This window comes from Vibrio echinoideorum, from assembly GCF_024347455.1.
GTDB lineage: Bacteria > Pseudomonadota > Gammaproteobacteria > Enterobacterales > Vibrionaceae > Vibrio > Vibrio echinoideorum.
Map to the genome: position 1 here is coordinate 1,800,336 of NZ_AP025483.1, position 13,294 is coordinate 1,813,629.

At 41.9% G+C, this 13,294-nt stretch carries 12 protein-coding genes; 3 read left to right on the forward strand and 9 right to left on the reverse strand.

Features of this window, described 5'->3' with window-relative positions; all coding sequences use genetic code 11:
* Positions 1 to 94: 94 nt before the first annotated feature.
* From OCV36_RS08060 to OCV36_RS08070, 3 genes are all read right to left on the reverse strand, one after another.
* Entirely contained in the window at positions 95 to 916 is an 822-nt protein-coding gene (locus OCV36_RS08060) for an NAD-dependent epimerase/dehydratase family protein (RefSeq protein ID WP_029225050.1), read from the reverse strand.
* Between the two features lie 156 nt (positions 917 to 1,072).
* Positions 1,073 to 1,450, reverse strand: coding sequence for a hypothetical protein (locus OCV36_RS08065; RefSeq protein ID WP_017074924.1), 378 nt, complete (start codon positions 1,448 to 1,450; stop codon positions 1,073 to 1,075).
* Positions 1,451 to 1,558: 108 nt separating this feature from the next.
* Positions 1,559 to 1,969 carry a hypothetical protein gene (locus tag OCV36_RS08070; protein ID WP_135458131.1) on the reverse strand — a complete coding sequence of 137 codons (411 nt, stop codon included), beginning with the start codon at positions 1,967 to 1,969 and terminating at the stop codon, positions 1,559 to 1,561.
* 109 nt (positions 1,970 to 2,078) lie between these two features.
* On the opposite strand from OCV36_RS08070, the gene OCV36_RS08075 reads away from it, so the two are divergent.
* A protein-coding gene (locus OCV36_RS08075) for an IS3 family transposase (RefSeq protein WP_226980827.1) occupies positions 2,079 to 3,229 on the forward strand; the annotation gives its coding sequence in 2 pieces (ribosomal slippage) (positions 2,079 to 2,322 and positions 2,322 to 3,229; 1,152 coding nt in all).
* On the opposite strand, the gene OCV36_RS08080 is transcribed toward OCV36_RS08075, so the two are convergent.
* The 5 genes from OCV36_RS08080 to artP all read right to left on the reverse strand — a co-directional run bounded on the left by OCV36_RS08080 (position 3,201) and on the right by artP (position 7,682).
* Positions 3,201 to 4,514: an SIR2 family NAD-dependent protein deacylase gene (locus tag OCV36_RS08080; RefSeq protein WP_245300940.1), complete on the reverse strand. Its 1,314-nt coding sequence runs from the start codon at positions 4,512 to 4,514 to the stop codon at positions 3,201 to 3,203. The two genes, OCV36_RS08075 and OCV36_RS08080, sit on opposite strands and share 29 nt — an antisense overlap.
* A gap of 234 nt (positions 4,515 to 4,748) precedes the next feature.
* Entirely contained in the window at positions 4,749 to 5,417 is a 669-nt protein-coding gene (gene artM, locus OCV36_RS08085) for an arginine ABC transporter permease ArtM (RefSeq protein ID WP_017074936.1), read from the reverse strand.
* Positions 5,414 to 6,100 (reverse strand): arginine ABC transporter permease ArtQ, encoded by a 687-nt coding sequence (gene artQ / locus OCV36_RS08090; RefSeq protein ID WP_135458385.1) that lies wholly within the window; start codon positions 6,098 to 6,100, stop codon positions 5,414 to 5,416. The genes artM and artQ overlap by 4 nt, the downstream gene beginning before the upstream one ends.
* A gap of 1 nt (position 6,101) precedes the next feature.
* On the reverse strand, positions 6,102 to 6,833 hold the full coding sequence (locus tag OCV36_RS08095; RefSeq protein ID WP_135458387.1) for a lysine/arginine/ornithine ABC transporter substrate-binding protein: 732 nt from the start codon (positions 6,831 to 6,833) through the stop codon (positions 6,102 to 6,104).
* Positions 6,834 to 6,953: 120 nt separating this feature from the next.
* Positions 6,954 to 7,682: an arginine ABC transporter ATP-binding protein ArtP gene (artP, locus tag OCV36_RS08100; protein ID WP_102552747.1), complete on the reverse strand. Its 729-nt coding sequence runs from the start codon at positions 7,680 to 7,682 to the stop codon at positions 6,954 to 6,956.
* 539 nt (positions 7,683 to 8,221) lie between these two features.
* Between artP and OCV36_RS08105 the strand changes: the two genes are divergently transcribed.
* Together OCV36_RS08105 and OCV36_RS08110 are read left to right on the forward strand one after the other, a co-directional pair.
* On the forward strand, positions 8,222 to 10,045 hold the full coding sequence (locus OCV36_RS08105) for an ABC transporter ATP-binding protein/permease (protein ID WP_135458389.1): 1,824 nt from the start codon (positions 8,222 to 8,224) through the stop codon (positions 10,043 to 10,045).
* A 243-nt stretch (positions 10,046 to 10,288) separates the two neighbouring features.
* Positions 10,289 to 10,753: an acyl-CoA thioesterase gene (locus OCV36_RS08110; RefSeq protein ID WP_135458390.1), complete on the forward strand. Its 465-nt coding sequence runs from the start codon at positions 10,289 to 10,291 to the stop codon at positions 10,751 to 10,753.
* 191 nt (positions 10,754 to 10,944) lie between these two features.
* Here OCV36_RS08110 and OCV36_RS08115 read toward each other — a convergent pair whose 3' ends face one another.
* Entirely contained in the window at positions 10,945 to 13,200 is a 2,256-nt protein-coding gene (locus OCV36_RS08115; protein WP_135458392.1) for a peptidase U32 family protein, read from the reverse strand.
* Positions 13,201 to 13,294 lie beyond the last annotated feature (94 nt).

Consider the following 13,294-nt stretch of genomic DNA (forward strand, 5'->3'; position numbering starts at 1 on the left):
AACGAAGACCACCAAACCTAAACCATTACACCGTAAACACAAACCCGACTTGAACTGAAAATGCCAAGTGTTGGGAATCAGCCCTAAACGCTTGTTATGTGTAATTTTCTATGTACTTCCTTAAGAACTCTTTCGGTTCAAACAAAGAGCTAATTGGAAGTTTAAGATTCAGCTTTTCAATTTCCACTGCCGAAGAGCCATGGTATTTCTCAAAGTCACTCCAACTGCTCTTGTAAACATGCTTTACAATTTGAAAGTCTAGTAACAACTGGGAGAACAATTCAGGACTATATCCCACCGTCTCAGCAATAAAGTGCTGTATAGCCGGATGTTTACCTTGAACCAATGCCAAATAAAATCTAGCGATGTCATTAACATGGATATATTGGTTATAACCTTGAGATGGTATCGCTACTTGAAGAGTTTGGTCAGATAAGGAATCTACGATTCGCTTTAGCTGACAGTTTTCTCCGCCATAAACCAAACTAGGACAGTAAACAACATGCCACTTCTTTTTGATAGCGCAACCGATTGTAACTGTGTCCGGTTTTACCGCCTCTAGAGGCTTAAGCCTAAACTCTTTGAGGTCATTGTGAGAAGCATTACCAAATAGCCAAACACCCGATGTGTGGATTTTTGTCGCTCCTTCAGCAGCTAATCTATCCAACTGCGTTAGTAGCTTGGACTCTATATCCGCTATTTCCTCCGGCGAAAATTCTGACCAATGTGGGCGAGCACAATTTATAACGATATCAAAGTAACCAGAAAAATCTGATGGCACTTTCGTAAGCTTGCGAGCAGGAGGTAAAACACCGCTAGTCCTGCTGTAGATCGAAACTTCAAAACCACTTTCGACAAACATCTTAGTCACGTGGCTACCAATATACCCATTGGCTCCTGCTATAAGTACTTTCATTCTTTCCCTGAACTATAGATTACACATAACGAATGACATGGATTCGCCCTACCGGGGAGGATCTGCCACACTTATGTGGTGCTTAATTGTGCCGTAATCCCTAAAGCCGATTTAAACCTTAAATACCAAGCGTTGCGAATCTACTTAAATGGTTTGTTATAAATTTGAGTATGGATTCATCCATGCCTTAGGAAATTTAGAGAACAACGTATAACTAATTGCTTCACGTAAACTAAACTTGCCTAAAAGGCACATTACTAACGAAAAAACACTCGCGACACATACAACACCAGCATACACCGACAATACTAGCACTAAGATCTGTGAACCTAGAAATTGATAAACACCATACTCTGAACCATCTAATTGGCTTAACGGTAAATTAAGATCAACGCCAAACCAACCTGTTAACAGCATGCTTGATTTAATACAGATGAAGATGCCCAAAATTACACCAAAAAAGCCAACATAAGACGTGATTTTTTGATATTTCATCGGTAATCGATACTGTGCTTTGAACGCTTTAATAACCATTACACCGCCTCATTTATAACGCTAAGCTAAGCGAAAAAATACGGTTGGCTAAAATGTGCGAGGCACAAGCGAGAGCTAACTGTAATCTTTCCGTTTTTGAGTGACTTGTTAGATTTTTGAACAGTCAGCCGTTTCTACATTAGCTTCCGTGATGTATTTACTATCTTTATCGTAGTAACGGTAAGAAATATCGATAGCATTATCTACAAAATATTCCATCCCTGGCGAAGTACAAACAAAACAGGTTACTTGCTTAGTAATTATTTCTTGGACTTTTTCAGTATCGAAATCATCCACGCTGTAATTTATCAAGGTGTATTTATACACCAACTTATTTTCAAGTGCATACGAACTATCAATTCGGGTCTCACTATCAACCATTTGTGGTGCAATTTTGTTAATTGCGTTAACTGAAGCTTTTAACACATCAGCTATTGTCGTTTCTTCGTTCTGAACCGGTGTAGACTGGCAACCAGCGACCATTACTAAACCAATAGTTGATAACAATAATTTTTTCATATAATTCTCGATAAAAAATATAACGAATGATATGGACTCCTTCTATCTGATCCGCACCAGAAGTTTTGGACACTGAGTTAAGTGAGTACAATCACTAACGAGGTGAACAATGACAACTAAGAAAACACGAATTAAACATGCTCCTGAATTTAAAGCCGAAGCGCTTAAGTTAGCAGAGAAAGTCGGTGTCGCTGCCGCCGCACGACAGCTTTCGCTATATGAATCTCAAATTTATGGGTGGCGTAAAGCCGTCAAAAAAGATGCGAAAATCAGCGATAGAGAAAAGGAACTAGCCACTGAAAATGCCAAACTCAAACGATTATTGGCAGAGCAAGCTGAAGAGCTAGATATCGTAAAAAAGGCCGCCACCTACTTCGCGAAAAATCTAAAGTAGATTGCTATGAGTTTATGCTCGAACACCTGATGCAGTATAAGGTTGTCCGTATGGCTAAGGTGTTTGGGGTTTCTCGAAGTGGGTTTTATTATTGGATTGATAATCGGCATAAAGTCACCCAACGCAACGAACACCGAAAGCAGCTTGATAGCAAAGTTCGTGAAGTCTTTGATGATAAAAAGGAGCGTGATGGTGCAAGGCGCATTCAAAAAGAACTTGAAGAAAATGGTAATAAACACGATGTAAAAACCATCGCCGCGAGCATGAGGCGTCAGGGGTTAGTTGCGAAGGCCGCCCGTAAATTCAAATGTACGACAGACAGTAAGCATAGACTTCCTGTAGCCCCGAATTTGCTTGAGCAAGACTTTAATGCGACAGCACCAAACCAAAAATGGGCTGGAGATATCACTTATCTAGCGACAAGCGAAGGCTGGATGTATTTAGCCGTTGTTATCGACTTGTACTCACGGCAAGTAGTTGGTTGGTCAATGAGTACCAGAATGACCGCAACTCTGGTCTGTGATGCGCTATCAATGGCATTGTTCCGCAGAGGCATGCCAGAAGAAGTGATTATCCATAGTGATAGAGGTAGCCAATATTGTTCAAAAGACTACCGCGACTTAATCGCAGCTCATAATCTAAAGCAAAGTATGAGTAGGAAGGGAAATTGCTGGGACAACGCTTGTGTTGAAAGCTTTTTCCACTCAATGAAAGTAGAAGCCGTCCAATACGAGTCGATAATGACCCGAGAAGAGATGCGTCAAGCACTCTTTGAATACATCGAAGTTGATTATAATCGAACAAGAAGGCACAGTGCTCTTGGGTATCTAAGCCCAGTTAACTTTGAAAAACAATATGTCGCTTAATGCGGTGTCCAGTCTTACTGGAGCAGATCACACCATCTGATTCTGCGCATAGCGTCATTACAGACTTATGAAACTTTTCTTTAGTCTCAAAATCAGGATAACCACAGTCATTAGTCATACATATAATTGTCTGAATCAACTGATTTATTTCACGGTATGACATTCTATTTTCTGGAGCAAGTAGCTCTCCACCAAACTCAGTATAAAGAAATTGTTTGGACATCAATTCAACAAAGGCACTAACTGCTTGGCGCCTCGAATCCTGATTACTGAATATTTCTAATATTTTTTCATTAGTTATTTTCTTTTTATCAATGATGAGAGTTACAATCTGTCTTAGTCTACTTTCGATATTCTCATGTTCAACAAAAAAGCGTTTTGAAGACTTCTTGTATTTTCTATATTCCGTTGATAAGTCTTCTAAGAACTCCCCTATCTCAGCTTTAATTATATGTATATTTTTATCTTGAAATAGAAGCTTTGATTCTTCTAATACGCTATCTTCAACGCTTGGGTGTACAACCATATACGCAGGTGGCTTTTCTTCTCCTAAATGTGCATAAACCTCATCATATAAAAAGCTAACATTAGGATCCGTCAGGCTATAACCAAGAAATATCGGGGACGCTTCAGAAAATAAAGTATAAATTTTTCTATTTAAGTACGTGTCTTCTCTTTGAAATGAGAAATATTGACTTTGAGTCACAACAATACTTTCAGGACGCCCTACATCACCATGTATCTTAAAGATATTTCGACCTTTATTTGATACTTGAGGCGATTTACCTTTCCTGACAACTACATTCACTAAGTTATCAAATATGGTTTCTAATTGATCATCCCAATTTGTCGTTACAATTGTTTTAGGAGAAAATGCTCTAAATCTTCTAATCCAATCAGGTTTAACATCATCCTTCTTTAATTCTAGTAAAACATCAGCAACTAGAGAATTGAATTTATATTCGTCATATTTTAGGTGGTGAATAGCAAATGAACATAACAGCTCTGCTGCCTTGAGAGGATTCTTAACGTCTAACTTTAATGGATATTCTATTGTCTCGCTTATTTTGATTAAAACGTCTTCCCAACTGCCGAAACCAAAATTGTAAGAAAACCCAGAACCGATCCATAAAAAATAATTTTCAGAAAAAATCGATGAAAAAAGATTAATTTTATCTTCTTCTGCTAACTGTTCAATGCAGCTCATAGTACCTCGGAGAAATATAACAGCTATTAGACAGAAAAATTCTGCACTTAAATACAGAATCATTCTATCTAGTTTCATATGGTCAGAACTCTACCACAATTAATCACAGAATTTCAGTGACTTAAAACATAGATAGACTCATTGAATGATAAAGTTCAGAATATTTCCATATAGTATGAATTTCGCAAGAAAACCGCCCAACTGGATATAAACACAGTAGTCGTACGCGTACCCCAAACACAAAAAAGCCTGCCATCTATGCGAACATAAATGGCAGGCTTTTAACGTTAGTTAAGGTTGTGAGTAGCTAGCTTACGCGGCTTCGAATGCTAGGGCTTTCTTCTCTACTTGGCGGAAGATCAGCGTTAGTACGCCGTTTACTGCTAAGTAAAATGCACCAGCAATACCGAACACGGTGAGTGTGTCGTAGGTTTGGCCGTTGATACGCTGAGCGTAGCCCATCAAATCCATGATGGTGATGGTGCTTGCCAGTGACGTGCCTTTGAAGACTAGAATTACTTCATTTGAGTAAGCTGGAACGGCGCGGCGTAGTGCGTATGGCAGCAACACTTTAAGCGTTGCGATTTTGTCCATGCCTAGTGCGCGACATGCTTCCCACTGCCCTGCTGGAATGGCGTTGAATGCACCTCTGAACAGTAACGTACTGTACGCTGCGGTGTTCAAAGCTAATGCCAACATCGCACAGAACCAAGGTTGACTTAACCATGTCCATAGGAAGCTTTCACGAATCCAATCGAACTGACCCGGGCCGTAATACACCAAGAAGATTTGCACCAATAATGGTGTGCCGGTGAACAGCGTAATAAGGCCACGAGTGAACCAATGTATTACTGGTAATCTTAGGATCAGTGTTACTGTCATCAGTAGTGACAAGATACAACCTACAAGCAAAGAAGCGCCTGTCAGTTGAAGGCTGGTCGCTAAGCCTTCAAGCATTTGAGAGAGGTATTGTTGATTCATGCCATTGCCCCTTTGTTACCCAAACCTTGAATAGAGAACTTGCCATCAATCACTTTCACCAATCTTTGCGTAATTAAAGTGATGATTAAGTAGATAGCTGCTGCTGTCGCGTACCAAGTGAATGCTTCGTGCGTAGCTGCTGATGTTAATTGTGCTTGTTTCAATAGATCGGTCACGCCGATCAAGGATACTAACGCGGTGTCTTTCAATAAGACTAACCATTGGTTGGTTAAACCTGGTAATGCGTGCCTTACTGCTTGTGGTAATACAATTCCAAAGAATGCGCGAGATTGAGGAATACCCAATGCACTCGCCGCTTCTCTCTGCCCTTTACTTACTGCTTTCAATGCACCACGAATGGTTTGTGAAGCGTAAGAAGCGAAGATAAGTGACAACGCAACAACACCAGATAAGAACGGGCTAACTTCAATAAAGTCACCAGTGATCATGAAGAGCACTTGTGTTGAACCAAAGTAGATAAACAAAACCACCAAGATTTCTGGTAGGCCACGTACGATAGTCACGAACGCGGTTGTCGGCCATTTGATTGCAATACGGCGAGACATTTCACCGCCAGCAAACAGTACCGCTAAAACTAATCCAACCAATAGACTTACGAACGCAAGCTGAACTGTCATCCAGCTTGCTTCGACGAGCCCTAAAGAGTAACCCGTTAACTGCATATTATTTACCGAAGTACTTGTTGAAGATCTTGTCGTATTCGCCGTTCGCTTTCACTGCTGCAAGTGCTGTGTTCAGCTGTGCAACTAGCTCTGGGTTGCTCTTGTTTACTGCAATACCAAAGCCGTTACCGAAGTATTCTTGGTTCGTTACTTGGTCGCCAACGTACGTTAGGTTGTCTTCTTTCTTGAACCATTCCGCTACAACGGCTGTGTCACCGAATACAGAATCGATACGACCGTTTTTCATGTCGATGAATGCATCTTGGTAGCTTGAGTAAGGTACCGCTGTTACGCCCGTCATTTGCTCCAGTAGGAAGCTCTGGTGAGTAGAACCGTTTTGAACACCAACACGCTTACCTTCAAGTGCTGCTTGGCCTGCTACTTTACCTTCGAAAGAGATGAATGCTGCTGAGTTATCGTAATAAGCATCAGAGAAGTTCACTTGTTGAAGACGCGCTTCAGTGATGTCCATTGCCGAGATAGCCGCATCGTAACGTTTGAATTTAAGAGCAGGAATTAAGCTATCGAATGCTTGGTTGTGGAAAGTACACGTTGCTTTCAATTCTTCACAAAGTGCGTTTGCTAGGTCTACGTCAAAACCTTGGATTTGATTGTTCTCGTCCATGTATTCGAATGGTGCGTAAGTTGCTTCCATTGCGAATTTGATTTCTTCTTGTGCCGCTGCGTTGAAAGAAGCAAGGCCGATAAGTGAAGCTAGTAGAATCTTTTTCATTTTGTTACTCCGAATACTGTTTGATAGCGGCCTGTGGCCATTCTTATAATTTGATTGTTTTGATCGATGTTGTGTTTAGCTAAATCTAGTGAGTCAACTTTCTTTTAATACGTGACTTACTTAATGAGTAAGATACTCGGCAAACTCTGGCGTCTGCGGATTAACGAATGAATCGCTGGTGCCGTGTTCAACGATGTAACCTTTTTCGAGGTAAAGAACGTGGCTTGCAATCTTCTTGGCGAACTCCACTTCGTGTGTCACAACAACTTGAGTAATCCCCGTGCCACTTAGCTCTTTAATAATGCTAACGACTTGGTTGGTGATCTCAGGGTCGAGTGCTGCGGTTGGTTCATCAAATAGCAGTACATCTGGCTTCATCATCAATGCACGCGCAATCGCGACACGCTGTTGTTGGCCGCCAGAGAGTTGAAGTGGCCAAGCATCAGCTTTGTCTGCAAGTTGTAAAGTGGTCAATACCGTTTTCGCTTGTGCAATTGCTTCTTGCTTGTCTAAGCCTGCAACCTTGGTAGGAGCTTCAATTAAGTTCTCCATTACTGTCATGTGTGGCCATAAATTGTATTGCTGGAACACCATGCCGACTTTACGACGTAGTTTCAGACCCTGTTTTTCTTGGATCTGACCTGCAAAATCGAATTGCTCGTTCGCAATGTCCAATTCGCCGTTGTCCGCGATTTCCAATAGGTTCAAAACACGCAGTAGTGAACTCTTGCCTGCGCCGCTTGGGCCAAGCAATACCAAGGTTTCGCCACTCTCACAGTTAAAACTGATGTCGTGAAGAACTTGGGTATCACCGTATGATTTGTTGATGCTCTTTACTTGAATACTCATGCCACAATACTGCATTAATTGTCATTTGTTGGTTATTCTATTCAAATTGACGTTTTATGCAAGATAAATGTATAAAAAACTATTTTGTTGGATTTATGTAACAGATATTGCACAAAAAACAGTCGCTATGACTGGTCTTACATCTTTAAATCACAAGTCATTGATAAAACTAGCATCGAGATAAAAAGCAAACGTTTTACTGTCAATTATAAATCATCTATCGGTTGCCTTCTTATGAGTGCGCTCTCCTATTAACGCCAATTTAATTGCATAAAAATCAGGGTTAAATACCCATTTTTCTATCGAACTGACTAGATCGGAATGCTTAATTTTCCTTTAAGGTCGTTTCGAACTATGCACTTAGTGATGATGAAATATTGGAAATTGAGTTTCCTAGGGAGCATGAAGTGGTAATAAATGCTTTAATGGGTTCTATTCTCAACAACAATTACTTCCCAGCGAACAACGCGCCGTACAGGCAAAAAGCCATAAGTAATAAGCCATCTATTTTTAAAGCGACAACACATTAAGGCAGTCATATGCAAAACGATGTCTCTTCTACGCTCGACTCGAACCAGCGACAGACTCAGCGAGCGACTCAACAAGCGCCAGAGAAAAAAAGCCTCAGCATTTTATTTGAGCTAAGCAAATTCATTCAGCCTTATAAAGGTCGAGTGCTCGTCGCACTACTCGCCTTGATCTTTACGGCAAGCTTAACGCTTTCAGTTGGCCACGGGATTCGTCTGCTTATTGATCAGGGTTTTAGTCAACGTTCATTAGAAGATTTAGGCAATGCGATTCAATTCATCATGGTCGTTGTAGTGTTGATATCAATTGGTACCTTCTTCCGCTTCTATTTGGTCTCTTCTGTTGGGGAGCGTGTGAGTGCGGATATTCGCCTATCGGTTTTCAACCACGTTGTAACACTGCACCCGAGCTACTTCGAAACCAATGGCAGTGGCGATATCATGTCGCGTATCACTACCGACACGACATTGCTTCAAAGCATCATTGGTTCGTCGTTCTCAATGGCAATGCGCAGCGCATTAATGTGTATTGGCGCGATCATCATGCTGTTTGCGACCAATATTAAGCTAACGCTTATTGTATTAGCCTCAGTGCCGTTCATCTTAGTGCCTATTTTGTTTTATGGCCGACGAGTTAGAGCCCTCTCTCGACAAAGCCAAGACTCGATGTCTGATGTTGGTTCTTATGCGGGCGAAGCGATTGAGCACATCAAGACAGTGCAAAGTTACAGCCGAGAAGCGCAAGAGAAAGCGTCATTCGCTGTTGAAGTGGAAAAGGCTTATGAGATTGGTCGCCAGCGCGTAAAACAACGTGCGATTCTTATCTCTGGTGTGATTGTTATTGTGTTCAGTGCAATTGCAGGCATGCTTTGGGTTGGCGGCAGTGATGTGATTAACGGCACAATGTCTGCCGGTGATCTCGCCGCTTTTGTATTTTACGCGATTATGGTTGCTTCATCTTTAGGCACTATTTCTGAAGTGATGGGCGAACTGCAACGCGCGGCAGGTGCGACCGAGCGATTAATCGAGATTCTGCAAGTTGAAAGCCATATTGTTGCGCCAGTTGAGAATCCAACATCGCTTGATAAGCTAACGCCAGAAGTCGCTTTCAACGATGTGACCTTCTGTTACCCATCAAGACCCGATCAACCAGCGACAAAGAATCTCACACTGACCGCGAAAGAAGGCAAAGTGTTGGCATTGGTTGGCCCGTCTGGCGCAGGTAAAACCACCCTATTCGAACTGTTGCAACGTTTCTACGACCCGCAAGTGGGAAAAGTGACGTTAGGCGGTGTTGAACTGAACCAGTTTGACCCGAACGAGTTAAGAAAGCAGATGGCATTGGTGCCGCAACAACCTGCTCTGTTCAGTAACGATGTGTTCCATAACATTCGATACGGAAATCCCGATGCTACTGATGGACAAGTTATTGAGGCAGCTAAAAAAGCGCACGCACATGAGTTCATCCAAAACCTACCTGAAGGCTATCACAGCTTTCTTGGTGAGCGTGGTGTAAGGCTTTCCGGCGGGCAGAGACAACGTATTGCGATTGCACGTGCCATCTTGAAAGATCCAAATATTCTATTGTTGGATGAAGCGACTAGTGCACTAGATAGCGAAAGTGAGCATCATGTTCAGCAAGCATTAGAAGAATTAATGCGTGGCAGAACGACGATCATTATCGCCCACCGTTTATCAACAATTAAACACGCCGACCAAATTGCGGTACTCGATCAAGGACAGCTTGTAGACATTGGCAACCACCAGTCACTCCTCGATAGCTGCGAATTGTACCAGCGCTTGGTTGAGCTGCAATTCAAACACCTCAGTCGCTGAGTTATAGAACAAAAGCGGTTAAGTCATTAAGTAAATGAGAAACGGGTTATTCAGGGACTGAGCACTAAGTCCCTGACATTGTGTGATTTCAAGCTTCAAAAACTTGAATCACACGTGTTGCGGTTTTGTTAATTTAGCGGTAGGGTTTTTATTCCAATAACAACTTATCCCGATGAAGGATAAGCAGATAACGTTAATTACCCAGATAACATTAATTACACAGATAAAAATAAGAGAGTTCGCATGGAAGCACTATTATCTGACTACCCTGTAGTAACAGAAATCCCTGTCGCTTGGGGAGAAATGGACGCGCTTAATCACGTAAACAACACCGTCTATTTTCGTTATTTTGAGACCGCTCGCTTAGATTTCTTTAAACACGTCGAGTTAATGGAAGAAATGGCTATCACCAAAGTCGGCCCTGTACTTGGTGACACTTACTGTAAGTATTTCCGCCCAGTCACGTATCCAGATACGCTGATGATTGGCTCTCGAGTCACAGACATTCAAGACGATCGATTCACAATGGAATACGCGATTGTCAGCAAGGTCCAGAAAAAACTGACGACCATTGGTACTGCGACTATTGTGATGTTTGATTTTGCTTCGAATCAAAAAGCGCTGCTCTCGCTACGTTTAACGAGTGAGATTGAAAAGATGAATACCTTGAAAAGTCCATGCTTCAAACAAGAAGCCGTGACGGAATAAACGCTATACGTCAACTAAACACCGATCTCGTTTATGCTTCTTAAGAGACCTAAACATAAAGAGGCCACTCAATTGAGTGGCCTCTTTTTTTCTATTTATTGGTTCGTATTACTTTAAACCTTGAGGTCTATAAACCTAGAAGCTTGCAGACTTTGCAGACTACAAATCTTGAACCCTATAGACCTCGAACCCTATAAACCTTGTACGTATTGAGCGTTAGTACGAACTTCAACCATTTGCTCTAGGTTCTGTTGTGAACCATCAACACCGTTAATCAAACCTTGGAAATGCTTGATTAGCTCAGCCTTGTCTTGTACTTCTTTCGAACCAGCACCGATGTTAGTTAAGTCGATGAAGAATTCGTCGAACAGACCAGAGAAATCCGTTACAGCGTCATGGTTTAAGAACTGCTCGTGGTTGTAAATGCTTGGGTAGCCACCCTTTTGTTTATCTACCGCAAAAGAGATGCCTTTCACGTTAGTAATCGTGGTCGCTTTCTCACACTTCAACATACAACCCGCTTCAATGCTTGGCTTGTTACAACCAACCGTTCTTTGGAAGAAACACTGACGGCTAGTCATCATCAAGATTGGGTGGTAAATGCTATAGAACAGTTTGAAGTTCTCAGGGCGGCGAATATGACGAATCTGACCTTTGTTGATCTCGTTCGAAATAAAGGCACCAGCACAGTTCAACTCTTCTTGCAGAGTCACCAATGCATGAGAGTTAGTCGTATTCATAAACGGGCCGGCAACCCATTCAATACCCATCTCGTAAGCCTTGTAAGCAATGCCCGTGTTGTTGGTCACGATGCGAGCTGGCTTGATCTCTTCAAGGATACGAACCGCTTCGTCGTAATCTTTGCCGATCAATACCGCTGGGAACCAAGGAATTAGACGTGGGTTTGCAGCTAAGATATCGATGTATTTGTTACAACGCTTCTTGAAGCTTTCTGGCAATTTGAAGTACACATCAGCGTCAGTCACATCACACAGGTGTAAGTCTTCCACATCAGCGATAAGCATCGACATGGTTGGCTTTTCGTTGACCTTAGGGTGTTGTGGTAACGCAAGCACTTCAACGTGCTTAATGACTTTCACAGAGCCGTTTAAGATGAAGTCGATTTCGTCTTTTAAGACCGATACTTCTTTCAAAGGAAGAATCAGACCTTCATCTAGGTTGTCGTAGTTGCAGTTTTCAAGCGTATGAACAGCGCTCTTCACTGATTTGAAACGCTTCTCAAGTAACGATTGAGTAATTGCAGTCTCTTTAGCTGTTGCCAATAACGATTGAGATTGAACCGTAAAGTTCTCTTTATCTGTTGTTACCGTCACAGTAAAGGCTTGGCCTAATTTTGCATTGAACGACAGTGATACCCCTGTTTTACGGATATCAAGAAACTCAATCTTGTCACGCATTTCACTACCAAGCGCATTCTTAGATTCATAAAGATCGCTGGTCACTTCTTGAATTTGCACAACCGAGATTTCATTGTTCTCTTTCGTCGCTTTATCAACGGCATAATTCATGCTGTTGTCACGCGGGTTATCGATGAACATGTCTTTCGTTAAGTTGCCTTTAAGGAAAGAGTTGGTGAAATCGCGGTTGAATACTTTGTGCAGGTTCGAGTCGTCTTCGATCAACAAACCACTTTCTACAAAGCTATCAATTTGTTTGCGCCACGTATCAACTACTGTGTATACGTAGTGTGCGCCTTTGATGCGGCCTTCAACTTTCAATGAGTCGACTTTCGCGTCAACTAATTCAGGTAGGTCGTAGTACGCTGAGTTATCTTTTAAGTTAAGTGGAAACTTGTTACCTGCGTCGGTGATTTCGTATTCGTCACGACACGCTTGGCTGCAACGGCCACGGTTGCCTGAATTACCCACACTTACTGAACTTGAATAACATTGGCCTGAGAATGCGATACACAAAGCACCGTGTACAAACACTTCGGTCAATACGTCGTGGTCATGTGCAACTTCAGTTAGCATCTTGATTTCTGGCAGATTCAATTCACGAGACAAGTTAACGCGCGTTGCGCCAATTTTAGACAAGAACTTAATCTGGCCTTCATTGTGTGTGGTTAATTGAGTCGATGCGTGAACATCAAGCGATGGGAAATGCTTTTTAACCAAATCGAACAAACCAAGGTCTTGAACGATGATACCGTCTAGTTTTGTGTTCACCAGTTGGTTCAGTAATTTGGTTATGCTCTTAATCTCATGCTCCAGTAGCACAACGTTAAGAGTCAGGAACACTTCACAGCCATATTCATGAGCAAGGCGAATCACACCATTCAATTCATCTAACGACAGGTTAGAGGCTCTGTTACGAGCGTTGAAGGTGTCCAAACCACAATAAACCGCATTAGCTCCTGCTACGATGGCTGCTTTAATCGCCTCTACATCGCCACCTGGGGCTAATAACTCAATCTTTCTGCTCATTTTTGAAGTCGCTCACTTACTTATAATTTTTAAGCCGCGTATTCTACCTACATCACGATCTCTTTACCACCTAACAACACTTTTCAAACTAAAT

Excerpts from the sequence above, each read along its gene's own strand:
- OCV36_RS08060 (WP_029225050.1), bottom strand. The coding sequence starts at position 916 with ATGAAAGTACTTATAGCAGGAGCCAATGGGTATATTGGTAGCCACGTG.
- OCV36_RS08065 (WP_017074924.1), bottom strand. The coding sequence starts at position 1,450 with ATGGTTATTAAAGCGTTCAAAGCACAGTATCGATTACCGATGAAATAT.
- OCV36_RS08070 (WP_135458131.1), bottom strand. The coding sequence starts at position 1,969 with ATGAAAAAATTATTGTTATCAACTATTGGTTTAGTAATGGTCGCTGGT.
- OCV36_RS08080 (WP_245300940.1), bottom strand. The coding sequence starts at position 4,514 with ATGAAACTAGATAGAATGATTCTGTATTTAAGTGCAGAATTTTTCTGT.
- artM (WP_017074936.1), bottom strand. The coding sequence starts at position 5,417 with ATGAATCAACAATACCTCTCTCAAATGCTTGAAGGCTTAGCGACCAGC.
- artQ (WP_135458385.1), bottom strand. The coding sequence starts at position 6,100 with ATGCAGTTAACGGGTTACTCTTTAGGGCTCGTCGAAGCAAGCTGGATG.
- OCV36_RS08095 (WP_135458387.1), bottom strand. The coding sequence starts at position 6,833 with ATGAAAAAGATTCTACTAGCTTCACTTATCGGCCTTGCTTCTTTCAAC.
- artP (WP_102552747.1), bottom strand. The coding sequence starts at position 7,682 with ATGAGTATTCAAGTAAAGAGCATCAACAAATCATACGGTGATACCCAA.
- OCV36_RS08105 (WP_135458389.1), top strand. The coding sequence starts at position 8,222 with ATGCAAAACGATGTCTCTTCTACGCTCGACTCGAACCAGCGACAGACT.
- OCV36_RS08110 (WP_135458390.1), top strand. The coding sequence starts at position 10,289 with ATGGAAGCACTATTATCTGACTACCCTGTAGTAACAGAAATCCCTGTC.
- OCV36_RS08115 (WP_135458392.1), bottom strand. The coding sequence starts at position 13,200 with ATGAGCAGAAAGATTGAGTTATTAGCCCCAGGTGGCGATGTAGAGGCG.